Source organism: Parendozoicomonas verongulae (assembly GCF_009711465.1).
Classification (GTDB): Bacteria; Pseudomonadota; Gammaproteobacteria; order Pseudomonadales; family Endozoicomonadaceae; genus Sansalvadorimonas; species Sansalvadorimonas verongulae.
Window position 1 is genome coordinate 1 of record NZ_SMME01000840.1, and the last position, 26,019, is coordinate 26,019.

At 50.7% G+C, this 26,019-nt stretch carries 22 protein-coding genes; 8 read left to right on the forward strand and 14 right to left on the reverse strand.

Features of this window, described 5'->3' with window-relative positions; all coding sequences use genetic code 11:
- Window positions 1-292: 292 nt before the first annotated feature.
- Genes asd through leuC form a run of 4 tightly spaced genes read right to left on the reverse strand, consistent with a single transcriptional unit; the run spans window position 293 to window position 4,654 of the window.
- Window positions 293-1,417 (reverse strand): aspartate-semialdehyde dehydrogenase, encoded by a 1,125-nt coding sequence (gene asd / locus E1189_RS13065; protein ID WP_155160771.1) that lies wholly within the window; start codon window positions 1,415-1,417, stop codon window positions 293-295.
- A gap of 36 nt (window positions 1,418-1,453) precedes the next feature.
- Window positions 1,454-2,533 (reverse strand): 3-isopropylmalate dehydrogenase, encoded by a 1,080-nt coding sequence (gene leuB, locus E1189_RS13070; protein ID WP_155160772.1) that lies wholly within the window; start codon window positions 2,531-2,533, stop codon window positions 1,454-1,456.
- A gap of 25 nt (window positions 2,534-2,558) precedes the next feature.
- Entirely contained in the window at window positions 2,559-3,209 is a 651-nt protein-coding gene (gene leuD, locus E1189_RS13075; protein ID WP_155160773.1) for a 3-isopropylmalate dehydratase small subunit, read from the reverse strand.
- Window positions 3,209-4,654: a 3-isopropylmalate dehydratase large subunit gene (gene leuC / locus E1189_RS13080; protein WP_329602027.1), complete on the reverse strand. Its 1,446-nt coding sequence runs from the start codon at window positions 4,652-4,654 to the stop codon at window positions 3,209-3,211. Before leuC ends, leuD begins: the two co-directional genes overlap by 1 nt.
- 228 nt (window positions 4,655-4,882) lie before the next feature.
- On the opposite strand from leuC, the gene E1189_RS13085 reads away from it, so the two are divergent.
- The 4 genes from E1189_RS13085 to E1189_RS13100 all read left to right on the forward strand — a co-directional run bounded on the left by E1189_RS13085 (window position 4,883) and on the right by E1189_RS13100 (window position 10,738).
- Window positions 4,883-6,025, forward strand: coding sequence for a hypothetical protein (locus E1189_RS13085; RefSeq protein ID WP_155160774.1), 1,143 nt, complete (start codon window positions 4,883-4,885; stop codon window positions 6,023-6,025).
- A 104-nt stretch (window positions 6,026-6,129) separates the two neighbouring features.
- On the forward strand, window positions 6,130-7,014 hold the full coding sequence (locus E1189_RS13090; RefSeq protein WP_155160775.1) for a LysR family transcriptional regulator: 885 nt from the start codon (window positions 6,130-6,132) through the stop codon (window positions 7,012-7,014).
- Between the two features lie 99 nt (window positions 7,015-7,113).
- Window positions 7,114-8,556 carry a TrkH family potassium uptake protein gene (locus E1189_RS13095; protein WP_155160776.1) on the forward strand — a complete coding sequence of 481 codons (1,443 nt, stop codon included), beginning with the start codon at window positions 7,114-7,116 and terminating at the stop codon, window positions 8,554-8,556.
- A gap of 13 nt (window positions 8,557-8,569) precedes the next feature.
- Window positions 8,570-10,738, forward strand: coding sequence for a tRNA(Met) cytidine acetyltransferase TmcA (locus E1189_RS13100; RefSeq protein WP_155160777.1), 2,169 nt, complete (start codon window positions 8,570-8,572; stop codon window positions 10,736-10,738).
- 75 nt (window positions 10,739-10,813) lie between these two features.
- Here the strand turns inward: E1189_RS13100 and E1189_RS13105 are convergent, their stop codons facing one another.
- From E1189_RS13105 to prmB, 4 genes are all read right to left on the reverse strand, one after another.
- A complete protein-coding gene (locus E1189_RS13105) occupies window positions 10,814-11,749 on the reverse strand; it encodes a hypothetical protein (RefSeq protein ID WP_155160778.1) in 936 nt (311 codons plus the stop codon).
- A 10-nt stretch (window positions 11,750-11,759) separates the two neighbouring features.
- On the reverse strand, window positions 11,760-13,400 hold the full coding sequence (locus tag E1189_RS13110) for an OmpP1/FadL family transporter (protein ID WP_155160779.1): 1,641 nt from the start codon (window positions 13,398-13,400) through the stop codon (window positions 11,760-11,762).
- 228 nt (window positions 13,401-13,628) lie between these two features.
- Window positions 13,629-14,723: a chorismate synthase gene (aroC, locus tag E1189_RS13115; protein ID WP_155160780.1), complete on the reverse strand. Its 1,095-nt coding sequence runs from the start codon at window positions 14,721-14,723 to the stop codon at window positions 13,629-13,631.
- A 91-nt stretch (window positions 14,724-14,814) separates the two neighbouring features.
- On the reverse strand, window positions 14,815-15,753 hold the full coding sequence (gene prmB, locus E1189_RS13120) for a 50S ribosomal protein L3 N(5)-glutamine methyltransferase (protein ID WP_230460381.1): 939 nt from the start codon (window positions 15,751-15,753) through the stop codon (window positions 14,815-14,817).
- Between the two features lie 187 nt (window positions 15,754-15,940).
- On the opposite strand from prmB, the gene E1189_RS13125 reads away from it, so the two are divergent.
- Window positions 15,941-16,495, forward strand: coding sequence for a Smr/MutS family protein (locus E1189_RS13125; protein WP_155160782.1), 555 nt, complete (start codon window positions 15,941-15,943; stop codon window positions 16,493-16,495).
- On the opposite strand, the gene E1189_RS13130 is transcribed toward E1189_RS13125, so the two are convergent.
- The 5 genes from E1189_RS13130 to E1189_RS13150 form a co-directional block, all read right to left on the reverse strand.
- Window positions 16,475-18,103 carry a peptide ABC transporter substrate-binding protein gene (locus E1189_RS13130; protein ID WP_155160783.1) on the reverse strand — a complete coding sequence of 543 codons (1,629 nt, stop codon included), beginning with the start codon at window positions 18,101-18,103 and terminating at the stop codon, window positions 16,475-16,477. The two genes, E1189_RS13125 and E1189_RS13130, sit on opposite strands and share 21 nt — an antisense overlap.
- Window positions 18,100-19,086, reverse strand: a complete 987-nt coding sequence (locus tag E1189_RS13135; protein ID WP_155160784.1) for a patatin-like phospholipase family protein — start codon at window positions 19,084-19,086, stop codon at window positions 18,100-18,102. Before E1189_RS13135 ends, E1189_RS13130 begins: the two co-directional genes overlap by 4 nt.
- A gap of 78 nt (window positions 19,087-19,164) precedes the next feature.
- On the reverse strand, window positions 19,165-19,743 hold the full coding sequence (locus tag E1189_RS13140) for a DUF4892 domain-containing protein (RefSeq protein WP_155160785.1): 579 nt from the start codon (window positions 19,741-19,743) through the stop codon (window positions 19,165-19,167).
- Window positions 19,744-19,747: 4 nt separating this feature from the next.
- On the reverse strand, window positions 19,748-20,140 hold the full coding sequence (locus E1189_RS13145; protein WP_155160786.1) for a hypothetical protein: 393 nt from the start codon (window positions 20,138-20,140) through the stop codon (window positions 19,748-19,750).
- Window position 20,141: 1 nt separating this feature from the next.
- Complete coding sequence (locus E1189_RS13150; RefSeq protein WP_155160787.1) at window positions 20,142-20,561, reverse strand: hotdog fold thioesterase; 420 nt, start codon at window positions 20,559-20,561, stop codon at window positions 20,142-20,144.
- 280 nt (window positions 20,562-20,841) lie between these two features.
- Here E1189_RS13150 and E1189_RS13155 point away from each other — a divergent pair, with 280 nt between their 5' ends.
- From E1189_RS13155 to E1189_RS13165, 3 genes are all read left to right on the forward strand, one after another.
- The gene (locus E1189_RS13155) at window positions 20,842-21,873 is read left to right on the forward strand and encodes a C4-dicarboxylate TRAP transporter substrate-binding protein (protein WP_155160788.1); all 1,032 of its coding nucleotides are present in this window, start codon (window positions 20,842-20,844) and stop codon (window positions 21,871-21,873) included.
- Window positions 21,874-21,949: 76 nt separating this feature from the next.
- Window positions 21,950-22,450 (forward strand): TRAP transporter small permease, encoded by a 501-nt coding sequence (locus E1189_RS13160; RefSeq protein ID WP_155160789.1) that lies wholly within the window; start codon window positions 21,950-21,952, stop codon window positions 22,448-22,450.
- 11 nt (window positions 22,451-22,461) lie between these two features.
- Window positions 22,462-23,748, forward strand: coding sequence for a TRAP transporter large permease (locus tag E1189_RS13165; protein ID WP_155160790.1), 1,287 nt, complete (start codon window positions 22,462-22,464; stop codon window positions 23,746-23,748).
- 55 nt (window positions 23,749-23,803) lie between these two features.
- Here E1189_RS13165 and glgB read toward each other — a convergent pair whose 3' ends face one another.
- A complete protein-coding gene (gene glgB / locus E1189_RS13170) occupies window positions 23,804-26,017 on the reverse strand; it encodes a 1,4-alpha-glucan branching protein GlgB (protein ID WP_155160791.1) in 2,214 nt (737 codons plus the stop codon).
- Window positions 26,018-26,019 lie beyond the last annotated feature (2 nt).

A 26,019-nucleotide genomic window follows, 5' to 3' on the forward strand; every position in this document is an offset into this window, starting at 1 on the left:
TTTGGAGATGGGTAGGAATGCCTATCACTAATGCCCCGCACCAGTAAAAAAAGATGAGGTTGTTGCTGTCCATATTAAAAGAAATTCAGGCAACGCTGCGTCCTTTGCTGGTGAAAATAAACACACCCTTTTGCCAAGTGATTTTAGAATCTATGAGTCAAAGGTTCTCAATGATTGGAAAATAGAAATCATTGAATGCCATGATGACACCCTCACGGGGCGCCGTATTGCAGCACCCCGACTCGACGTCACACAAAACTTCAGGTTGGAGACCATCAAATATGAATAGAAATCAGCTTTCACCCAACACAATATTCATTATCCTGCGTAAAGGCTCGGCAGCGCCCCACAAGAGCTGATCTCCTACAGTGAAAGCGGAAAGATACTCCGGCCCCATATTCATTTTACGCAAGCGTCCAACGGGGATATCCATGGTCCCGCTCACCACAGCTGGCGTCAGCTTCTGCATGGAGTCTTCACGATCATTGGCAATGACCTGCACCCAGTTGTTAGCCTCACCCAAAATAGATTCAACATCAGTCATAGGCACATCTTTGGTCAGCTTCAAGGTCAGTGCCTGGGAGTGACAACGCATAGCCCCCACTCTCACACACAAACCATCCATGGGAACAGGATTGCTTTTACGGCCAAGAATCTTGTTGGTTTCCGCCTGCCCTTTCCACTCTTCACGGCTCTGACCATTAGCCAGCTGAGAATCAATATAAGGGATCAGACTCCCCGCCAGAGGCGCACTGAATTCAGTCGTATCCAACCCGGAGCGAATGGTTTCGGCCACCTTCCGATCAATATCCAGAATGGCCGAAGCCGGATCAGCCAGTTCATCAGCAACCGCATCCCGAATCACGCCCATACCGCTCACCAGCTCACGCATATGGCGAGCACCGCCACCACTGGCAGCCTGGTAGGTCATAGCCGATGTCCACTCCACCAGCCCTTCTCGGAACAGACCACCCAACCCCATCAGCATCAGGCTGACAGTGCAGTTACTACCAACGTACGTCTTAACCCCCTGCTCCAGCGCCTGATCAATCACAGAGCGATTGACAGGGTCGAGCACAATCACCGCACTGTCGTCCATCCGCAGCCTGGAAGCAGCATCAATCCAGTAACCATCCCAACCGGACTCACGCAGTTTCGGATAAACCTCACCGGTAAAATCGCCCCCCTGACAGGAGATAATCACATCCATATCAGAGAGTTCACCAATATCAAACGCACTCTTCAGTACGGGAACACTCGCCTTTTCACCCGCCAGATGGGCAGGGCCTGCCTGCCCTGCCTGAGAGGTGGTAAAAAACACCGGCTCGATTCGGGAAAAATCACCCTCCTCTGCCATACGCTGCATGAGCACGGAACCTACCATGCCTCGCCAGCCTATTAGTCCTACTTTATTCAACACACCCTCCCCCTTCGCGTTGAAATCACTGCAAACTCAGACGTCTGCCAAGGCCGCCACAACAGCATCACCCATGCCACGCGTCCCCACCTTCTCACAGCCTTCCGACCAGATATCTCCTGTCCGAATACCCGCATCCAGAACAGCGCTCACAGCCGCCTCGATAGCATCAGCTGCCGTCGCCTCATTCAGGGAATAACGCAGCATCATCGCCACAGAAAGAATGGTCGCCAGAGGATTCGCCAGATCCTGCCCGGCAATATCAGGGGCCGAGCCATGAACTGGCTCATACATACCTTTGTTATTGGCATCCAGAGATGCAGAAGGCAGCATGCCGATAGAACCGGTCAGCATCGCCGCACAGTCAGAAAGAATGTCGCCGAACATATTGCCCGTCACCATCACATCAAACTGCCTGGGTGCACGTACCAGCTGCATGGCGGCATTGTCCACATACATATGGGACAACTCAACATCAGGATACTCCGGCGCAAGCGTGTCCATAATCTCCCGCCACAGTACGGTCACTTCCAGAACATTGTGCTTATCCACGGAACACAGCCTGCCACCACGCTTGCGGGCCGCTTCAAAGGCCACCCGACCAATACGTTCAATTTCCGACTCACTGTACACGTACGTATTAAAACCTTCCCGCTCACCACTCTCCAGAGTGCGAATCCCACGGGGCTGGCCGAAGTAAATCCCCCCCGTCAATTCACGGACAATCAGAATATCCAGCCCGCTGACAATCTCGGGTTTCAGAGAAGAGGCATCCGCCAGCTGAGGATAAAGAATCGCTGGACGCAAATTGGCAAACAACTGCAGATTCGAACGCAACCCCAGCAACCCTTTCTCCGGACGAATCGCCATATCCAGATCATCCCACTTCGGGCCACCAACAGCCCCCAGCAAAATCGCATCCGCCTCTTTCGCTTTCGTCAGGGTTTCCTCTGGGAGAGGAACACCTGTAGCATCAATCGCAGAGCCGCCTACCAGTGCAGAATCAGTTTCAATGGCAAGGCCGAATCTGCCTTTTACAACATCCAGTACACGTAAGGCCTCAGCCACAATCTCATGGCCGATACCATCACCGGGTAAAACCAGAACTTTTTTCATTGATTTCTCTCGTCACACACGCTGATTACGCATTCAGCTCTTTAAACAGCCAGGGAAACCTCTGCTGGTGCTTGTCTTCAAAGGTTTTGATGGCTCCCGATTCCCGCAATGTCAGACCAATCTCATCAAGGCCATTGACCAGGCACTCTTTGCGGAACGAATCAATCTCAAAGGCCAATTCACTGCCATCGGGTTTCACAACCACCTGTCGCTTAAGATCAATGGTGAGGCTGTATCCCTCTTCCCCTTCGCAGGCCACAAACAATTCATCTACCTGCTCTTCCGAGAACACAATAGGCAGCAAACCATTTTTAAAGCAGTTATTGAAGAAAATATCCGCAAAGCTGGGAGCAATGACACACCGAAAACCAAAATCATCCAAAGCCCAGGGAGCATGTTCCCGGCTGGAGCCGCAGCCAAAGTTCTGCCGTGCCAACAGCACAGACACCCCCTTATAACGTGGCTGGTTCAGCACAAAATCGTTATTAAGAGGGCGACCACTGCAATCCTGATCCGCTTCCCCTGCATCGGTGTAACGCAGCTCATCAAACAGGTTTTTACCAAACCCTGTGCGCTTGATCGATTTGAGAAACTGCTTGGGGATGATCATGTCCGTATCCACATTGGCACGATCCAGAGGGGCCACCAAACCTTTATGAACAGTAAATGCTTTCATCAGGCCCGCTCCTCCTGTTTGTCTTTCACCAAATCCCTGACATCGACAAAATAACCCGCCACCGCAGCGGCAGCCGCCATAGCCGGGCTCACCAGATGAGTACGTCCACCGAATCCCTGACGCCCTTCAAAGTTTCTGTTAGAGGTTGAAGCACAGTGCTCCCCTTCCCCCAGTTTGTCCGCATTCATGGCAAGGCACATGGAGCAGCCGGGTTCACGCCACTCCAAACCAGCTTCCACGAAAATTTTATCCAGCCCTTCCTTTTCCGCCTGCTGCTTCACCAGGCCAGAACCAGGCACAACCATGGCCTGCTTGATGGTGTCTGCCACCTTGCGGCCCTTGACCACAACCGCAGCAGCACGCAGGTCTTCAATACGGGAGTTGGTGCAGGAGCCGATGAAGACACGATCCAGCTTAATAGACGTCAGCAGCTGACCCGCTTCCAACCCCATATACTGCAATGCACGGCGAATACCCTCTGCTTTGGTAGCATCATCTTCTGCTTCGGGGTCGGGAACAACAGATCCAACAGGAGCAACCATTTCAGGGGAAGTGCCCCAGGTTACCTGGGGCTGGATATCGCAAGCGTTCAGAATCACTTCATAGTCAAAAATGGCATCCACATCGGAGTGCAGGGTATGCCAGTAATTCACCGCCGCTTCCCATTCCACACCTTCCGGCGCAAAGGGACGACCTTTCACATATTCGATGGTGGTATTGTCTACGGCCACCAGCCCCACACGGGCACCGGCTTCAATGGCCATATTGCAGATGGTCATTCGTCCTTCCATAGAGAGGGCTTCAATCGCTGTACCGGCAAACTCAATAGCGCAGCCAGTACCACCAGCGGTACCGATTTTCCCGATAACCGCCAGCACAATATCTTTTGCGGTCACCCCATGGCCGAGGGTGCCATCCACCCGCACCCGCATATTCTTCATTTTCTTGGCAACTAAGCACTGGGAAGCCAGCACATGCTCCACTTCCGAAGTGCCGATACCGTGAGCCAGTGCACCAAAGGCACCGTGGGTAGCCGTGTGTGAGTCGCCACAAACAACTGTCATACCCGGCAAGGTTGCACCCTGCTCTGGCCCCACCACGTGTACAATGCCCTGACGAATATCCTTCATGGCGTACTGGGTGATCCCAAATTCACTACAGTTGTCGTCCAGTGTCTGCACCTGAATTTTGGATACCGGGTCCACAATCCCTTCAATGCCCACTTCACGCTCATCCACGGTGGTTGGCACGTTGTGATCGGGAGTCGCGAGGTTGGCACTGATCCGCCAGGGCTGGCGGCCGGCGATACGAAGGCCTTCAAAAGCCTGAGGCGAAGTGACTTCGTGCAGGAGCTGGCGGTCTATATAAAGCAGAGCGGAGCCATCATCACGGCTCATGACCAGATGGTCATCCCACAATTTGTCGTAGAGAGTCTTCCCGGCCACAGTATTCTCCTCAGGCGTTACTCCAGTACTGTCTCCGAATCCTATGCCACCCTATAAAATAAAACAAATTCATAATTTTTATTCATTCGATAACTACAAGGAATGATAATTCCAGCCGTTACAGATTCTACCAACCCTGTCAGCCTTACTGTCATTCCCACACCACACTGCAACTCCCCCATCTCGCAGCACTCTACCGTTCCTCAATCCACAACGAGGACACACTCCATGGCAGCACAAATTCCTTCCAGCTCTGAAACCGCTCCGTATCAATACAGCGGTGAGATAGGAAAAGGCCAAGCCGTCAAACGACCGCGCATTTCATCAACCGGCAGTAGCAGTAGTGATGAAGGTACATCGGTAGCCAAGGCTTCCAAAATGGCCGAAGGCACTATACCCAATCGCCCACTGCGTGAGATGGCAGTCACGGAGCAAAGAGATGTTCAGCTTCTTGTAAAGAAAGTCACTAAAAGCCCTATTTGCCTCGATGTTCAAAGAGCTGAACTGGATGCTCTCACATCATTCCTTTACACAATGTTCCCTCAAGATAACCGTATGGGATTTGTTCAGCCCATGCTGGGCGGCATTTCTGCCATTAAGATTGATGGCGAACATATGTACAAAAGCCTTTCTAACAGTGAAGCCGTACAGTTAAAAACTGTTGCTGCAACAGCTAGTGGTTCAAGCTGGTTCTTCTCAGACAAAGAAGGGGCATTTATCGGCGCCCTGAAGAAAGCTTCTGCATTTATTCCCATGTCACAAGATGCCAAACAGGTTGTTGCAACAAGCTTCGACACACTGGAAAGTATGCCTAAGGCTGACGTTGGCCTGTTGATGGAGAAAATTCGCAAATTCAGCTTTTTCAGAGCTCCAGGCCCTGAAGTGGAACCAACAGAGTTTCTGGGCAAGCTCGAAAAGCTGTTGAAAACGACTCACCAAACAGCAACCACTGATTCAGCTGACTTCGATCTGGAACCAGTATCTGGCCCGAACGCTGATGGTATATTTCTCTTAACGGGCACAGTTGAAATTGAGTCCAGGGAGGAAGGTGAAGCCTTACCAAAGCTGATCAATGGAGAAAGAATTGAGCTTGTTGTGATGCGCCATGAAGGACGGGCCTGTGTTGTCATGCTCACAGACAGATCTACCCCGCCACAACGAGAAGGGATGACTCCCCAGCAGGCTTTGTTACAGTACAGGAAAGATACGGGTAGCGACTGGAGTGCTAAAAATGACATCAGCATTCTGGCTGAGCTCAGTACTGACGATGCCGATCAGATCTATCAGACTTTGTCTCAGGCTAACGTTCTAAAAGACAACAAAGTAGAAACCTATCAAGTCTCTCCCAAGGGACAAGACACAACTGTGTAAAACCCTCGCTACAGTGTTAAACAAGGGGAGCCTCAGAGGCTCCCCTTGTTTTTTTCGAACAAGCCTCGTCATACTACGGCCTTTCAACTAAAGCCTTCTATGTCATGGACAGCCAGAACCTGACTGCCTTTCTGGCCGTCGCCCAAACCGCATCCTTCTCCCTTGCGGGAGAGCAGCTTCATCTCACCCAGCCTGCCATCAGCAAACGCATTGCCATGCTGGAAAGTCAGCTTGGGGTACGTCTGTTCGACCGGGTGGGCCGCACAGTAACATTGACCGAAGCGGGACAGGTACTGATAAAACGGGCACAGCGCATTCTGCGGGATATTGACGACACCCGTCAGGCACTGTCCAACCTGTCCGGCAAAGTGAGTGGTCGCCTCAGTATTGCCACCAGCCATCATATCGGGCTGCACCGCCTGCCCCCAATACTGCAGTGCTTCAATCAGCAGTATCCGGAGGTATCTCTGGACATTCGTTTTGTGGATTCCGAATGGGCTTATGGTGGCGTCAGGCGCGGGGAGATTGAGCTGGGTATTATCACTATCGCGCCAGAATACCTGACTAAGAAACAGAGCGACCGCTTTATCACCCGGGAGATATGGCATGATGATCTGGTGTTTATGGTGGCAAAAACCCACTCCCTTGCCAGCCTGTCCCACCCATCCCTTGATGCCATCAGCCAGCACCCTGCGGTATTTCCGGGTAAAAACACATTCACCCGCTCCATTGTACAGTCTCACTTTGAGCAGAGCGGCCTGAGCCTGGATGTGATCATGGAGTCCAACTACCTCGAAACCCTGAAAATGATGGTCAGCATTGGCCTGGCCTGGAGTGTTCTGCCCCGCACCATGCTCACCGAAGGTATGGTTGAGATCACACCGAAAAACATGTCGATGAGCCGCAGCCTGGGCTATGTTCATCATCAGGACAGAACGCTGTCCAACGCCGGACAGGTCTTGATTGACCTGCTGGAACAACAGCGGTAATCGCATATTACGGCACTAAACAACGTATAAGCCCGTAATTACAGCGGCCAGCTGCTGAAAGACACTACGCTGTTCTGTTTATGAAGTCGTTATCTCACCATGCATCTCAAACCGATTGTGTACGTCATCAGCCTGTTTACCATGGCTTTCAGCCTACTGATGGCGGTTCCGGGACTGTATGACCTCTCTATCGGCAGCCCTAATGCTATGTCTTTTTTTCAGGCCGCTATCGGCGCTATTCTCATCGGTGGCATCTGTGTTCTGAAAACACGCTCTGCGCCCTTTCGCCTCGATCCACGGCAAATATTTGTACTCACCAACCTGAGCTGGGTCACCCTCAGCAGTGTGGGAGCTATTCCATTTATGCTGATTGAGGATATGAGTTTCACCGATGCCTTCTTTGAAACCATGTCGGGAGTCACCACAACTGGCTCCACAGTGATGACAGGACTTGAGCATCTCGATAAAGGCGTGTTGCTCTGGCGCTCCCTGCTGCAGTGGTTGGGCGGTATAGGCTTCATAGTAATGGCTGTGGCGATTCTCCCGTTCTTGAAAGTGGGCGGTATGCGCCTGTTCCAGAGTGAATCATCCGACTGGTCAGATAAGTGCATGCCTCGCTCCGGCAATATCGCCCAGGGCGTTGTGGCCACTTATCTGATTCTCAGCCTGCTATGTACCATTGGTTACAAGCTCGGGGGGATGACCTACTTTGAAGCCATTAATCATGCTATGACCACACTCTCTACCGGTGGTTACTCTACATCCGATTCCTCCATGGGGCACTTTACCAACTACTGGATTTACTGGAATGGCACCATCTTTATGCTGTTAGGCAGCCTGCCGTTTGTACTGTTCGTCAAAGCTTTCCGTGGTTATGTGGACGACCTGTTCAAAGACAGTCAGATTCAGGCCTTTCTTGGTTTTATGGTCATCGTTTGGGTGACTCTGGCCATGTGGCTATCCCTCACAAAAGACTGGGACTTCTTCCGTAGCCTGACACTGGTGGCGTTTAATACCACATCCGTTGTCACCACCACCGGCTATGCCCTTACTGATTACAGCCTGTGGAGCGGACTGACTACCACGGTGTTCTTCTTCCTGATGTTTGTGGGCGGCTGCTCCGGCTCCACCGCAGGGGGCATCAAAATTTTCCGTTTCCAGATCGGTTTCAAACTGCTGTTGATGCAACTGAAGCAGGCAGCCCATCCCCGCGCCTTCTTTGTACACCGTTACAACGGTCAGGAAATTACCAGTGACATTCTCCGTTCACTGGTAGGTTTCAGCTTCTTCTATGGTCTGCTGATTGCCCTTATAACCATTCTTCTGTCTGCCATGGGGCTGGATATGATGACCAGCATGAGTGGAGCCATCACTGCCGTCAGCAATGTTGGCCCGGGCTTTGGTGATCTGATTGGCCCGGCAGGTAACTTCATTAACCTGCCCGATGCAGCAAAGTGGGTACTGAGTTTCGGCATGCTGATGGGACGTCTGGAAATCATCACTGTTCTGGTACTGATGACCCCATCGTTCTGGAGAAACTGATACAATCCATACCATGGATACGTATCAGACACCCTCAGGCTCTACCAGTAACACTCTTCAATACCTTGCTCAAGCCCTTCCGGTAGCCGCCCGTAACAACCACCGGTTACCTCTCCTTCTCTCGGGAAGCCAGCCCTGGCTTTCCGGGGTGCTTGAAGACATCACCACATTCACTCAGCAGCCATACTGGTTTTTCAGCGACCGCAGTGAGTGGGGGCTTACGAATGTACAACCCTGGAAGCAAGCCAAAAAACTTTTAGGGCAATCCATTGCATTACTGATTCTTGACCTGACAGAAGTTATTCCTGCAGATGCTCTGGGCATTGTCAGCGGAGCCCTGCAAGGCGGTGGGCTATTGGTTTTGCTACTGCCACCAAAATGTCAGTGGCCCCAGGCGTCACCGTTTCATCTGCGGGCTTCTCAACTGTTGGAACGGTGTAACTTGCCTCATCTGACAGAAGCAGGCCTTCAGCCCCTCACTCCCCAGAAACTGGAACAAGACAACAATCTACCCCAGCCTCCCTGTGCAACACAGGATCAAGAGCGCGCTGTGACAGCTATTAAACGTGTACTCACCGGCCATCGTCGCCGACCTCTTGTCATAACGGCAGACAGGGGCCGGGGGAAGTCTTCTGCTCTGGGGATCGCAGCGGCACAACTACTGACTGCTGCCGAGCAGGAGCAACAGCGCAGTTTATCCATTCTTATCACTGCGCCTTCCCGTAAAGCCGCTGATACTGTTTTCCATCATGGAGAAGTGCTGTTGCCACAGAGCCACAAGCAAAAAAACGTGATATCTCTGGGCAAAAGCCAGATCAGATTTATTGCTCCCGATGAGCTCGCCTCCCAAGAGCACAAAGCCAGTCTGGTACTGGTGGATGAAGCCGCTGCACTCCCCGCACCTCTATTGGAAAAACTCCTGAGGAAGTACTCACGCATCGTGTTTGCCAGCACCATTCATGGGTATGAAGGCACAGGCCGTGGTTTTGCTATTCGGTTTAAAAAGACGCTCAACGCTATCACCCCCAAATGGCAGCAGTGTGAACTCAAAGAGCCTATTCGCTGGAACTCTGGTGACCCCGCAGAGCAACTCATGGAAAACCTGCTGCTGCTCAATGCTGATGCGGCTTCTGATGAAGTCGCGGCCAAAGCAACATTGGAGAGCACCAGCTTTCACCTTATTCAGGGAGCAGAACTCAGGGAAAATGAAATACGGCTACGGGAAGTCTTCGGATTACTGGTGAATGCCCACTACCAGACCCGTCCGGACGATCTGGTGCACATGCTGGACAGAGAGGATCTTGATACTGCTGTGCTGACTCACAAAACCGGCAACGATGAATCTGTCATTGCAGCCGCATTAGTGAGTCATGAAGGTGAATTCAATGAGGAGTTGTCTCAACAAATCTGGGCTGGAAAGCGGCGTCCAAAAGGGCACTTACTTCCACAAACTCTTGCTGCACAGGGTGGATTTCGTGAAGCACCACAACTGAAAATGGCGAGGGTTATGCGCATTGCCGTTCACTCAGCTGTTCAGGGCACAGGTTTTGGGCAACACCTTATGCAGCGTGTAGCCGATGTCATGGCAGAGAAAGGGTTTGACCTGATAGGAACAAGTTTTGGTGCAACGTCAGAGCTGCTGAGTTTCTGGGGCAAATGCACCATGCAACCTCTCCATATCGGCAGCACCCGTAACAGTGCCAGTGGCTGCCATAGTGTCATTGTCGGGCAAGGACTCTCAACAACAGGCCAGTGCTGCGTAGAGCAGTGGAGCCTTAGATATTTCCAATCTCTCCCCTTCCTTGCTCATACAGTGCTTGGCAGTTTGGAGCACGGCGTGCTTTTGCATCTGATGCAACGAAAGACGTCTCAGCTCCTGAAATTCTGCCCACGACTGGAAGAAGATGAACTCGAATTACTCCATGAATTCTGCAACGGATACAGAAACTTAGACGCCTGTCTTCCTGAGCTGCATAAACTGTCTTGCACGATTCTCCCGGAGCATCGCACAGTGCTCACCGATGAGGAACAGGCCATACTCACCTGTAAAATTCTACAGAATCAAAGCTGGGCAGACACCGTCAGGCACACAGGCCTGACCGGAAAAAAAGAAGCGGAACACACTATGCTCCGCTCTGTTCAGAAGCTGCTAAAACAGGTTGCTATTGAAAGCACACACTGAGAAAAAGCAGAGAAACATGACATTACGGTTTATGTTTCGCTGCCTTTTTTGTTGTCTGAGCTTGAGCGTCCTGTTTTAGTGCTTTTTTATAGCATTGCGGGCAAAGGAGTCTTCTGCACTGAAAATCATATTGGTGACGCGCTTAGGGCTGCTGGCGCCTGTGGCATACTGGCGGAATTCATCAGCCCAATCCTGATACTTGGCTCTGTCGATCTGCAACAGCGCTTTGGCATAGCTGTTGTAGAACTCAGGGAAAGGCTTATCTTCCAGAAAAATCTCTGCACACCTGAACTGGCTCAACGTACCGTCTTCATAGCTTGCTCTATGACCATCACAGTCTTCGATATAACTGCGGAAAGTCAATTTGGCTAAAGTACCCTCTTCATTGATGCCTGCATAGACACCCCCACGAAAGGCGTGGAAGGCAGGAATATTTGTCCGGGGAGGAATTTGCTTCACGTACTTCAACATCTCTTTCATTTTGGCTTTCTTGGTGAGAATGCCCCATTCAGGCTTCATCAGTTCGATATAGCGGCCAGTGGTGTAGACAAACCAGAAGCGAATATGCACATTGGGCTCTACTGTCCCATCGTCCATACCGTCCACCAGCTTTTTCAGCTCGTCTGCCGCTTCTTTCAGCAGTACGGCTCTCTCAGATGAGGCGATGTTCCCTGCAGGCTGAGGAGTCATATACATGGCATAAATCGTCTGCGCCCTGTAAGCCACATACTTACCCTCAGGGGTCCCCAGGGCGAGACCTTTGGATTTAGCCTCCGCCAGGTCACCCTGAAAGTGCGAGCGCCAGGCGTCCTGCAGCGCAGGGTCTGTGGGGAATGGATCCTGAGTGGCGCGGGTAATCAATGGCCACTGCTCTTGCAGTTTATCTCCTGTCAAATCCGGCTTAGGCAAACCTTCGGGGAAGGGTTGCCAGCCATTTGCTGAAACGGTTGTTCCAATAATGGACAACCATAGAAGCGCAAAGGCAGAAATTGCGTGTCTTAACTTCATCATCAAACCTCAATTAGAAACGTACCGTAAGTTGTGCAGCAAAAGCATGTGCATGCATATTACGATACCTGGCAGAGAGGGAGCCGGGATCTTCAAAGATAGCTGTTTCCTCTATGACGCCCTGACGGCTGCCATCCACCTTATGGTTGGCATCATGGATAGTGAACGATTTCATCATCATATAGCCATAGGCTAAATCGAGAGAATACTTCTCATCAAATGTGTAACGGGCACCGAGGGTGAGCCACTGGCGATCATTATCAGGGATACGGGCAGAACGGGTCGTATCGTTTGTCGGAGACTTATCAACGGCATAGCCACCACGAAGGAGCCACTTTTCATTCAGCTGATATTGCCCCCCCAGGGAGAGTGACCAGACATCCGACCAGTTCTGGGGAACAAAGGCCACCACATGGCCACCGGGGGCACCGTTACTCACAGTCACAATATCGGACACCCTCCTCCCCGGTATACCACCGGACGCTGTGACCTTGAAGTATTCCATACGGCTCCAGCGGGTCCAGGTAGCGTTAGCCAGCAGTGTCCACTGCGGATCCAGATCATAAGATAGGCTAAGGTCTACAATCTCGGGGAACTTGATGGTGGTTTTTACATCCTGTTTGGTGATTCCAGGGCGCTCACTAGTCATCCACCGAGCTGAAGCTTTGGCATCAGGAATCGGTTGCGGGTAGTCATCATGGTCAGAACCATCATTATGGCGGTCTGCAAAATGTTCCATAACAACCCCAAGACCGGCCACCCCGGACGCCCGCAAGTCCCCCTCAAGTTTCATTTTTACAGGAGAGCGATAGGACATCCCCAGAACCAGGGAAGGAAGAGGTTTCCAGATAACACCGAGGTTCATGCCAATCCCTACCCCTTCACCGTCAATCTGGGCGCTTGCATCCGTAATCGCACCAGCCAACGGATTTAAATGACGAGACATTTCCATCTGCCCCGCAGCCACCATCAAACCAACCCCCACAGCCAGAGAATCATCGAACCTCCAGGACAGGGAAGGCTGAAACTTCATAATCTGGGTTTTGCTTTGGAGAGCCTGATAGCGGAATGGGGATTCAACTTTGTACTCAGTTTCTCCTCCAAAAGAAGCGTATACCGCCATCCCTGCCCATAGTTGGTCGGTGACAGGCTGGGCATAGTAGAGAGAAGGAACAACCTTGGGCTGGAGGAAGTCATTGGACTTGCCGTGTTCGATATAGCAGTGGGCAGAGTTACCATCAAAGTCTGTACAGTTGTGCTTGCCTTTTTTAGGGTAATTATTCAGGCTACCGAACACTTGATAATACTTAATATTTTCAGGTGTGAGATTTTCAACGTCATAATTATTGGGGTTATCCAATATCAAAGTTTCATAAGTTCCTTTTGCTTCTCCACCAGCAAAAATTCCCATCCCACCAATAACAAACTGCTGTTTATCGAGAAAAGACATGCCTGCAGGGTTTGTGCTGAGCACTGAGGCATCACTGCTGTTGACGCCACGGCCAGCTCCAGCAGAACCAAAGGCAGAGACAGAGTTAAAATCCACCAATGACAGGCCTGCAGCGTGAGTGTATGTACCTTGCAGAAACAGAGCACTGGCCACTGCCAGTGAAAGGTGCTTCAACGTATGGTGGGCTGCCGACGGCTCATTCATAACATCTCCCCCATGAGTACACCTGTGCACCCATACAAATGTGTGTGTTTTGTACGAAGGAGGATGTATAGACCGCTATGAAAGAGTCTGCAGACTTTTTAGCAGTACGACGGTTTCAAAAAGAGGGAGATCATAAAGATATTCATAGAAAGGCCGTGATTCCTTACTGCGATATATCAGTCAGGAATCACGGCCTGAACAGGCGTATTTTCAGCAGGTTAGAAAATATTAAGGCGTAGCCGGTATCACCGGTGTTTCACACGCGACATCACTATTCTGGCCCCGGTGACGCAGCAGATGGTCCATCAGGATAATAGCCATCATAGCCTCCGCAATGGGCGTGGCACGAATACCCACGCAAGGGTCATGGCGGCCCTTGGTGATCACTTCGGCAGGCTGCCCGTGAATATCCACGGAACGGCCGGGAATGGTCAGACTCGATGTTGGTTTCAGGGCAATACTGGCGCGAATGGTTTGTCCAGAGGAAATTCCTCCAAGGATCCCACCAGCATTATTGGAGAGAAATCCATCCGGGGTGATTTCATCCCGGTGCTCAGAGCCCTTCTGGCTCACGGCCGCAAAGCCCGCGCCAATCTCCACGCCTTTCACCGCGTTAATACTCATCAGGGAGTGGGCCAGGTCTGCATCGAGGCGATCAAACACAGGTTCCCCAAGCCCGGGCATAACACCAGTAGCTTCCACGGTGATGCGTGCCCCTACAGAGTCTCCCGCTTTACGGAGGCTGTTAATCAGCGCTTCCATCTCAGGCACTTTGGCCGCATCCGGGCAGAAGAAAGGGTTATTGCCCACTTCATTCCAGTCAAAGGATTCCACACGAATATCCCCCATCTGCTCCAGATAGCCACGAATCTTAATACCCAGAGAAGCCAGATACTTTTTGGCAATAGCACCAGCGGCCACACGCATGGCCGTTTCACGGGCAGAAGAGCGCCCGCCACCGCGATAATCACGGAAACCATACTTCTGGTTGTAGGTGTAATCGGCATGGGCAGGACGATAGATATCTTTAATATTGGAATAATCTTTGGAACGCTGATCGGTATTTTCAATCAGCAAACCAATGGGCGTACCTGTGGTCTTACCTTCAAACACACCGGAGAGAATACGCACTTCATCGGGCTCACGGCGCTGGGTGGTAAATCTGGATGTGCCGGGCTTGCGCCGATCCAGATCTTTCTGCAAATCCTCCACAGAAATATCAACTCCCGGAGGGCAACCATCCACAATACAGCCCAGTGCAGGCCCGTGGCTCTCGCCAAAGCTAGTTACGGTGAACAGCTTTCCAATTGTATTCCCTGCCATAATGCTCCGCCGACAGTTATCGTTTTATATCCCATTGAGTAAGCAGGATTATACCCGGCTTACTCTTATGTGGAAGTGAGATATTTGATACTTAACCGGCAAAGCTGTCTTTGTACTGATCCAGCTCCGCTGCCGTCAGCAGGCAAACGCCGTGGCCACCCTGCTCAAACTCCAGCCAGGTAAATGGCACATTGGGGAAGGCATCATCCAGTGCAAAGCAACTGTTGCCCACCTCCATCACCAGAATACCGTCGTCTGTCAGATAGTCACGGGCATCACGAAGAATTGTGCGCGCCAGATCCAGACCATCATGGCCAGCTGTCAGCCCAAGTTCGGGTTCGTGATGGTACTCATCGGGCAGATCAGACATATCCTCTTCATCCACATAGGGGGGATTGGTGACAATAATCTCGTATTTTGGCTGCTCATCCTTCAGTGCGGAGAACAGGTTGGACTCCACAGCCCGCACGCGACCCCACAACTCGTAACGATCAATGTTAATGCGGGACACATCCAGAGCATCGGTAGACAGATCCAGCAGATCCACCTGCGCTTCCGGGTAGGTTTGGGCACAGGCAATACCAATGCAGCCTGAACCAGTACACAAATCCAGCACACGGCTTACCGGCGCATTACCCATCCAGGGTTGGAAACCGTTCTGGATCAGTTCAGCAATGGGGGATCGTGGCACAAGCACACGCTCATCCACATAAAAAGGCATTTCACAGAACCAGGCCTGATTCAACAGGTAGGCCGCAGGCACGCGGTCTTCAATACGGCGGCGCACAAGGTTCTTAAGATGGGCCGCTTCTGTGGCCGTCAAGCGACAGCTGTACAGGCTCTGATCAAAATCCCAGGGTAGCTCCAGCGCCTGCAAAATCAGTGAGCAGGCTTCATCCCAGCTGTTATCACTGCCATGACCGAAAAACAGCTCATATTCATTAAACCGGCTGTAAGTCCAGCGTAACCAGTCACCAATTGTGTGCAGGCCATCAGTGTCGGTCAGGTTCTCTTGCAGGTATCCGGACATTGCCAATCCTTCGAGCATTTATCAAAAGGAGGTGGATTCTAGCAGGCCAGCCTGAGGCAGACCACGCTATCAGGAGCCGTAGAGAATTCGAAACCCGGCCGATGGGTTTGACAGTCACGGTACAAAAACGCTAGAAAGCGCTTTTATTCTTGACGGATTTAACGATCCCTCCCACGGTGCACAGACAATGGTAGACGAAAGCGACAAAGAACTTCTGGCCAGGGAGATGGCTGGGGTGCGCCCTCTCAAACACAAGAGCACAAAAAACAAAGCGGCTCTTGATAAAAAGAAAGGCATTCCGGAATTCACCATGCGCCTGAGGCGCAGAGAAGCGACAAAAGATAACTCAATTGTCGCAGATGGTCTTTCCGATACTCATCTGATCGCTATTGCACCGGAAGAGTACATCGAACATATTCAACCTGGCCTCCAGCACAGCAAGCTTAACAAGCTGCGACAAGGCAAACTGGAGATTCAGTATAATCTGGATTTACACGGCTACACCTTTGACGATGGGCGGGACATGCTGCAACGATTTATCAGCTTCTGCCGCAAAAATCATTACACGACCGTGAGAGTAGTGCATGGTAAATCCCATGGGTCCTGGGGACGTCAGGACACCATGAAAAGCTATGTTAACGCCTGGCTGAAACAGATCCCCGGAGTACTGGGCTTTGCCTCCTGCCTGCCTGTGGATGGCGGAACCGGTGCTGTGTATGTGTTACTGAGCCGCCCGCGCTGATGGCATGGGCGCTTTCAGCCATAAGTCTTGAATACGAAAGTGGGCATAACGGCCATCTTCCGGATAGCCCTGAACTCTGGGTTTTACCAGCCGTGCGTCCTGATAGTGGTAAATCGGTATAGCAGGCATATCCCGGGCCAGTGTTTCTTCAATGGTTTTCAGGCCTTTAGCCCGTTCATCTTTATTAAAGCTGTAACAGGCCTGCTGTAGCTGTCGCTCAAAATCCGCACTGCTATAGCCTGACACATTGGAAGGAGATCCGGACATAAAAATCGGATAGAGAAAACAGGCATTCGGGTGCCCCATCGCCCAGCCTGTTCGCACGGTATCAAATTTTTTCTCAAACAGTTCTGCTTCCATCGAGTTCCACTCAACATTGCGTAACTGAGTGTGAACCCCCAGCGTCCGCTTCCACATATCTGCCACAACCAGTGCAATGAGTCTGTGACTTTCCATTGTGTTGTACAAAATTTCTATGGTGAGAGGATTGTCCAGACTGTAACCACTTTCTTTATAGAGACGCTGGGCCTCCTCTATTCTCTCCTGCTGAGTCGCAGACATTAAAGGGGAATTTTCCGGGTGATTGCCCGACAGGGTTGGTAAGGGCGCAAAGGTTTTTGCTGCGGGGTTACCATAACCTGTCACCTTTTCCGTTATCACCTCACGATCAATGGCATAAGCTAATGCCCTGCGCAACCGGGCATCCTTAAATTTTGGATTCTCGAGGTTGAACGTGTAAAAGTAAGTGCCAGAATGCTTATTAATCTTCAATTCATTACCAAAGCGGGACTGCAACCAATTTGAACGCCCTGGAAGCACCGAGTAGGTCATATCCAGCTGTCCTGCTTCATACTGTTTGAACTCAGCTTCCATTGTCAGCGCATATAACACCGCCTGCTGAATACGCACACGGTCAGCATCATGGTAAAGAGGATTTTTGATCATCCTCAGCTTTTCATTGATAACCATTTCACGGGGTATATAAGCACCGTTAACAACCATTCGGCCGATTTTAGCCCACCCTTCCCCATAGGTTTTTACCGTGGGAGTGTGAAGTGGGTATTGATTCACCAACAGGTAAAGGGCGTGATCAACTGACTGTTCGAGGTTGAGCACCAGTGTCCGCTTATCAGGTGCACTGACACCAAGCCTTTCTGGTGGCATATCGCCTGCCGTCACTGCATCTATATTCACCAGTTTTAACATTTTCAACCGTGAGGCCATCATAAAACCATTAGCAGGGTCAGCCTGATAGTGAAAACCTTTGACAAAATCGTCAGCCACCAGTGGATCACCATTACTCCACTGAAGCCCGTCACGCAGTGTGAACACAATGCGCCGTCCCTGATTCTCAAACCGCCAGTTTTCAGCCTGGCCCGCTTTGATACCCCCATCACTGGACGGCACGACAAGTCCTTCATAAATATTTTCTGTCACTATGGCGCTGTCAATGGTCGCAATCTGGAAGGGGTTCAGGGTGTGGGGAGAACTGTATTGGCCAAGATGAAGAGTCGAGTCATCAGCAACTGCACTGAGAGCAATCAGAAAAGGCCCCCATACCATCACCCGGTTTTGACAGACTTTCCATAATTGTTTTATGAATATCACGACCCTGCAGTCCCCTGAGCGACATCCTGCCCAGGAAAAGTGATGGGAGGCTCTCCACTCCCGGCATAACTGTACTCAAAGCCGGACCCTTGCCCGGCTTCATAACTGTCCAGTGCTCTTTCAGTCACAATACGCCCCAGTTGAATCATTTCTTCAGCACGGTTGAATTCATAAAACCGACACTGACGGCGAGAAATAGGAATTAGCAGGTCTGGAGCATAGCCAGCCATCTTATAGCGAGCCAGTGACTCCTGCATAATTTCCAGAGATTGGTTGAATATATCCAGCATGCCGCTTTTCATCATAGCTTCACCATGACTGCCAGCAGTTTGGATACCTCTACTTGAACGCCAGCGGAATTTGTTAAGCCAGCGACTGAAAACCTTGTCCTGTCGCGTGGGTTGAGATGTGCTACAGCACATTTTAAAGGGCTGCACATCCGCGTTCAGATCCACGGCAATAATCATATCGGAGTGAGCGGATACAGTGGGCGCAATAGGCAGGGGATTCAGTACACCACCATCCACAAGGGTTCGTCCATTGTAATTCACTGGAGTAAACAGGCTGGGAATAGCAATGGAAGCACGAATCGCCGGCAACAGCTCACCATCCTGAAACCAGATTTCCTTACGAGCATGAAGGTCTGTAGCAACTGCCGTGAACACAATGGGCATTTGTTCTATGCGTGTATCACCCACCATCTCGCTGATCACATCAAACACCCGGGAACCATTGATCACACCGGGATTTTTAAAGGAGAGATCCAGCAGGCGTATAACATCGACATAATTCAGTTCTTTGACCCAGTCCCGGTAATGGTCCAGCTCACCAGCTGCAAACAGTCCGCCTATAAGTGCTCCCATAGAGCTCCCGGCCACAGCCTGAATCTCGTAACCACGGGCCTGAAGCTCTTCAATGACACCAATATGGGCATAACCCCGCGCACCACCGCTGCCGAGCACCAGAGAGACTGTTTTGGACATAACCGAAACTCCTGCCATTTCTGACAGAAGTTATCGGCGAAAACGCTTGGATAAAGAGCGCAGTGCTTACATAAGCACTCAGGGAGCAGGCACGGTGAATTGGTCAATCATCGTATAAACACGGCGGGTACCACGGGTAATAGAGTACAGAACATAATATTCTTTGCTGCCTTTAACTTCGCGGCTGGCGAGTAGATAGTGTTGCTCACGGTCGTGGCCATAAAGGGTGGATACACCGAAAATATCATTCGCCCAGAGATTACTGGGGCCACAGTCTCGCCCTTCACAGAGAAATTCCACTTCCGCTCCCAGTGCCTTGATATGCTTAGTCATATCCTGAAAGGCTCTGGCACTGCCGTGCCCTGTAGGAATTTCATAAACCCGGCGTTCGAGAAAGCCGTCCAGCCACTGTTCTTTATCCGCACGAATCTCCCCGCGGATTTTTCTGGCGCGACTGCCCAGCACCGGATAGTTGCGCGCTTCCCGGGTAACGGACTGATACAGACTGGCGTTAGGGTAACGCTGCAAACCGGGTAAATCCCCCTCTTGTGCCTGTACAGCCCCTGTCAGAACAAAACACAGACTCAGGCCTGCCAGCCATAACAGGGGCTTTCGGGGCTGAATAAACACCATGTTTTTAATCACACTTCCTGTCACTGTTTTACCCCATCATTCTTAAAGTGAAAAATGGCTGAATCACCTGTACAACATCACCAGCCTGCCCTTCCAGTTGCAGATGATGCTCCCCCTCCAGACTATGGACTTCAATATGATCCAGAGTATCAGCAAACTGTTGAACAGCCTTGTCGAGCATTCCGCCTTTGGCAACAACCAACAGTGCAGGTACTTTATATAGCAGCAACCAGCTGATGGGTCTGCGCCACAACCATTGCCCATTTTCCTCCTTTAAACCACGGCAAACAATAATCTTTGCCACTTCAGGGCTGATCTTTCCAAATCCTGACAATACACGCACTTGCACAGCTTGTTCGATGACAGCAAAGCTCATATCTTTTATTGTTATGGTCAGTGGAGTCCCTGCATCTGGAGTCATATCAGGCTTTCACCACTGCCATCGTCAAACGGGAGATGCACACAAGCTTATCCTGTTCATCCTTAATAATAATTTCCCAAACCTGTGTCGTACGGCCAATATGCGTTGCTTTCGCTCTGCCTGTGACCAGCCCGCTGCGGGCTGCACGCACATGATTGGCGTTAATATCCAACCCCACACAGTAGTACCCTGGCTCAGCCGCGATGTTAGCCGCCATGCTTCCAAGAGACTCCGCCAGAGCTACACTTGCTCCGCCATGGAGCAGCCCCATAGGCTGCACCGTGCGCGTATCAACAGGCATGGTTCCTGTCACACCATCGTCGTGAATATGAGTGACAATCATGCCTAAATGTTCACATAAGGTATTTTTCAAACCTTTGTTCAAAACGTCCAGGTTTATGTCTCGCTTCCAGATACTCATGCTTATGACTCTTCTCAAATGTGCAAGCGAGGTTACCTGAGGTACAACATTGTAACAATCGCCTGCGCACAAACTGCTAATCAGACAGCAGTTTCTTCATACACAATTTATCAGTTCCCAGACAAAAAAAAGATAGATCGTGCTCTTTTATTAACCAGTGAACACGGGCACGGTTGCGTCATTCAATTTTGTAATTGTCTGCTTGCGTGCGTTCTTGTTCGATGAACAGATCTTCAAGCAGTGTTTTGCATGAAATTCACATATTTCTCAGGGAACCAGGATGAAAAAGCTACTTGGATCTGTACTGGCAGCAACCTTGCTGCTGACGGGATGTTCTGATAAAGATCCACAGAAAGCCGAATCGGCATCTGCCAAGGTTGCACCTCTGGACATCAATATGAGTCTGGTGTTCAGCCCTAACGAACTACTGACTAAAGAACTGATCAAAGTCACTGACAGTATTCGTGAGCGTACCGACGGTGGCGTGAACATCAAGGTCTTCCCAAGTGGGCAGCTGCCTGTTTACAAAGACAATATGGAACAGGTCGTGAACGGCGCCAACTGGATTGCGGTTGAAGATCTGACCTACATGGGCGACTACGTGCCTGACTTCGCGGCTCTGGCTGGCCCCATGCTGTATAACAGCTACGACGAATACGTAGCCATGATGCACACCGACATGGTGAAGGATCTGAAAGCACAGGCTGAAGAGAAAGGCATCAAGGTTCTGAACGCTGACTACATGTTCGGCTTCCGTAACATGATTACCAACAAGGAAATTGTGAACGCTGAGGACATGCGCGGCATGCGTATCCGTGTTCCTCAGAGCCAGATGTTTATCAGCACTCTGCAGGCCATGGGCGCCGCTCCTGCTGCACTGGCCTTCCCGGAAACCTACGCTGGTGTTCAGCAAGGTGTAGTTGACGGTCTGGAAGGTTCCATCCTGACCCTGTATTCCACCAAAACTTACGAAGTGGCCAAGAACATGTCTCTGACTCACCACTTCCTGGGCTCTGTAGGTATCTACATTTCTCCACAACTGTGGGCGAAGATGACTCCTGAACAGCAGCAGATTGTGAACGAAGAGTTCGAGAAAGGCGCTACGTCCAACAACACCGATCTGGTGAAGCTGGAGAAGGAATATACCGCGAAGCTGAAAGATCTGGGTGTGACTTTCAACGAAGTCAACTCCGCACAGTTCAACGACATGACTGCCAAGGTTTACTCCCAGTTCCCATCCTGGAGCTCCGACATTCATGAGCGCATCATGGCCGAACTGAAGAAGATTCGCGCTGCGGCTGAGCAATCGTAACTCCTGCCCCTCCACAGCCGGGCTGTCTGAAACCTGGACAGCCCGGTGCTTGTTTCCGCTGTACGAGCCCACAAGTATGACGTTTTTGTTCCGATACTTTGAAGAAATTTTCGCAAGTATCGCCATCTCCATTACCGTGATTATGGTTATCCTTAACGTGTTCCTGCGGTATGGTTTTGGCTTTGTAATTCCCTGGACAGAAGAGCTGTCAGTTATCTGCTTTATATGGGCAACCTATCTGGGCGGTAGCTCCTGTTATAAACACAAGCTCCACCTTGGCGTAGATATCATCATCTCCATGCTCCCTGAGGGTATGCGCCAGCGTTTCCAGATTATGCTTTACCTCTTCCTGCTGGCCCTGCACTCTGTGATGGTATGGCTCAGCTTTGATTACCTGATGCTCTCCTCAAAATCCACACCGGTTATGGGCATCTCCTATTTCTACATTAATTCTGTGCTGGTTCTCAGCTTCGGTCTGATGGTTCTGCACACTCTGCGTTTTCTCGCACAGGAAATCTCTGCGCTGCGCAATCCCCAAAGCCAGTTAAACACTTCATTAAACGGTGCTGCGGAGTAAGAGACAATACCATGGAAGCGTATACCCCTATTATCATCCTGTTCGTTCTGTTTTTACTGAACGTACCGGTGGCCTTCTCCCTGATGGCCTCATCTGTGTTTTATTTTGTTTTCCTGAACACCAGCATCCCCGTCAGCCTGGTTATGCAGCGGTTTATTTCCTCTGTGGGTTCATTCCCACTGCTGGCGATTCCGTTCTTTATTATGGTGGGATCGGTTATGAACTATTCCGGCATCAGTAGTAGCCTGCTGAAGTTTGCGGAATCGTTTATCGGCCACAAACGCGGTGGCCTGGCCCATGTAAACATCGCCCTGAGTACCTTGATGGGTGGTATTTCCGGTTCTGCTAATGCAGACGCGGCCATGCAGGCCAAGATTCTGGTTCCGGAAATGACCAAGCGCGGTTACGATCTGCCATTCAGTGCCGCGATCACAGCCGCCTCCTCCAGTATCGGCCCCATTATTCCCCCTGGTATTAACCTGATCATCTATGCCCTGCTGGCTAACGTATCTGTCAGTCAGATGTTCCTGGGAGGCTATATCCCGGCGATCCTGATGGCGATTGCTCTGATGATCACTGTGACCATCATTTCCCGCCGCAGAAACTATCCAGTGTCCCGTGAGGAGCCTGCTTCTGCAGCTGAACGCTGGCACTTCTTCTGTAAAGCCATGCCCGCCCTGCTGATTCCTTTCGGCGTTATCCTGGGTATGCGCTTTGGCCTGTTCACGCCTACAGAGGCGGGGGCTATTGCGGTGTTCCTGTGTGCGCTGATCGGTATCTTTATTTACCGCGAGCTCAAGCCTAAGCACTTCGTGATGATCCTGCAGGAAACCGTTCAGGGCACAGCCAGTGTGATGTTTATCATCATCGGCGCGATGGTATTCGGCTATTACATGACTCTGGAACAGATTCCCCAGAATGTGGCCTCTGCTCTGGTGGCCTTTACCGATGACCCGAAAATCCTGCTGCTGATGATTAACGTAATGCTGCTGGTCATCGGTATGTTTATCGAAGGCGGTGCGGCGATGATTCTGCTGACTCCACTGCTGCTGCCAGCCGTCATGAATGCAGGCGTGAACCCGGTTCACTTCGGTATCATCATTATCGTGAACATCATGATTGGTGGCGTGACACCGCCGTTTGGTTCCATGATGTTTACTGTATGCTCCATATTGAAGGTGCGTATTGCTGACTTTGTCCGTGAAGTTATGCCAATGATTCTGGCATTGCTGGTTGTACTGATGATTGTGACCTGGTCTGAAGATCTGGTGATGCTGCTGAACAACCTGACCGCATAAGTTTTCGGTACTTAACATAAGCCTCCGCAATAAATGAGGAGGCTTATGCTAAAACTCAAAAGCTGAGATAAAGTGTTGCCAGAGGCGGCAGTGTCAGCCGCAAAGAGAAAGGGTGACCATGAAGTGGTTCATCGTTTGATACAATCACATCCGGGTTCGTAACACCGCTTCCTCCATAACATTCCCCATCCGTGTTCAGCATCTCTTTCCAGGTCCCTGCCTGTGGGACACCAACAGAATAATTATGACGCACAACAGGTGTCAGATTACAGATAACCAAAAGGGCTTTATGACCGGTATCCCGGCGTAACAGGGCTATGACAGACTGCTCATTATCATCATTAATCACCCACTGGAATCCATCCTGCTCATAATCTAACTCCCAAAGGGCTGAATGCTCTTTATAAAGTCTGTTCAGATCGCGAATAAGGCTGCTGACCCCCGGACAGAATTGATTTTCCTTAATCAGCCACCAGTCAAGCTCACCATCATGATTCCACTCAAGATGCGTACCAAACTCCGTCCCCATAAACAAAAGCTTCTTCCCCGGATGAGCATACATAAACCCGAGATAAGCACGAAGATTGGCAAACCGCTGCCACTCATCCCCCGGCATGCGGGTTAACAGCGTTCCCTTGCCATGAACAACTTCATCATGGGAAACAGGCAGAACAAAATGTTCGGAGTAGTGGTACACCATACTGAAGATCAGCTCATTATGGTGATATTTGCGGTATTCGGTGGGTCTGGAAAAGTAGTTGAGAGAATCATGCATCCAGCCCATATTCCACTTAAAGTTGAAACCGAGTCCGTTATCCCAGGTTGGCTGTGACACACCTGGCCAGCTGGTTGATTCTTCCGCAATCATCATTGCATGAGGGTAGTGACAAAAAACAGTTTCATTCAATTCCTTGAGAAAGCTGACCGCTTCAAGATGTTCATTGCCTCCATAAATATTTCTTTCCCACTCGCCCTCATTACGGGAATAGTCCAGATACAACATTGATGCCACGGCATCCACGCGCAAGCCATCAATACGATAGTGCTCGAACCAGAATAAAGCATTACTGATAAGAAACTGGCGCACAAAAGGCTTACCGTAATCGAATATCAGTGTTTTCCAGTCAGGGTGCCAGCCTCTTTTGGGATCTCCATACTCGTATAATGCCGTTCCATCGAACAGGCTCAGCCCATGACCGTCTTCCGGGAAGTGGGCGGGCACCCAGTCCATAATGACACCAATACCATTCTCATGGCACTGATCCACAAAGCACTTGAAATCATCCGGTGCACCATAACGACTGGTAGGGGCGAACAGCCCCACTGGCTGGTAGCCCCATGAACCAGTAAAGGGATGCTCCATCAATGGCAGAAATTCAATATGGGTAAAACCCATGTCCACAACGTAGGGTATTAGTTGTTCGGCCAGCGTCTTGTATGTAAGACAGTAGCCCTGCTCCTTTTTCCATGAACCGGCATGAACTTCGTAAATGCTGACTGGTCGGTTTTGTATATTGTCTGAGCCTGACTTCCGATTCTGGCTCTGCCACTGATACCGGTGATTGTCGTAAACAATGGAAGCATTGCCAGGGGCCTGTTCAGCATAAAATCCAAAAGGGTCCGCTTTATAGGGTAAAAGTTCCCCCTTCTGATTGCGTATTTCAAATTTGTAAAGGTCACCAATTTTTGCATCCGGCACAAAAAGCCGCCATATCCCGCCTTCCCCGCTGGACATGGGATGAGTACGGCCATCCCAATAATTAAATGAACCAATAACACTGATACTGCGAGCCCGGGGGGCGTAAACTTTGAACAACACACCAGCCAGAGTTAACGGATTGCCAGCCCTGTCCTGACAGGCGTGTTCATGAACATGGGCTCCCAGATGGTGGTGGAGATGGTAATAATCAATATCACCTTGTCGCAGGCAATCGCCCCCAAACTGGTAGGGATCTATGAACTCAAAAAGACCTTCATTAGCACTTTCTCCCTCTACGATATACACCGACGGCAGGTCATCCTCTGGCACTGTTAACTCAAACAGCCCCGTAACCAGTGAGGACGGTTCCATATCTCCGACCACTTTATCGTTTACGTTATCCAGAATTCTCAGCCACATGGCTTCCGGATACCATACACGTACACTGACCATTCCCTCACCTGGCCTTTTTTGCACGCCAAGGATATTGAAAGGCTGTGCACAGCGGCTGTGACCAAGATCGTCAGCAAGAGCCTGAACCTCTTCAGATTTCTGTTGTTCTTCATGCATGA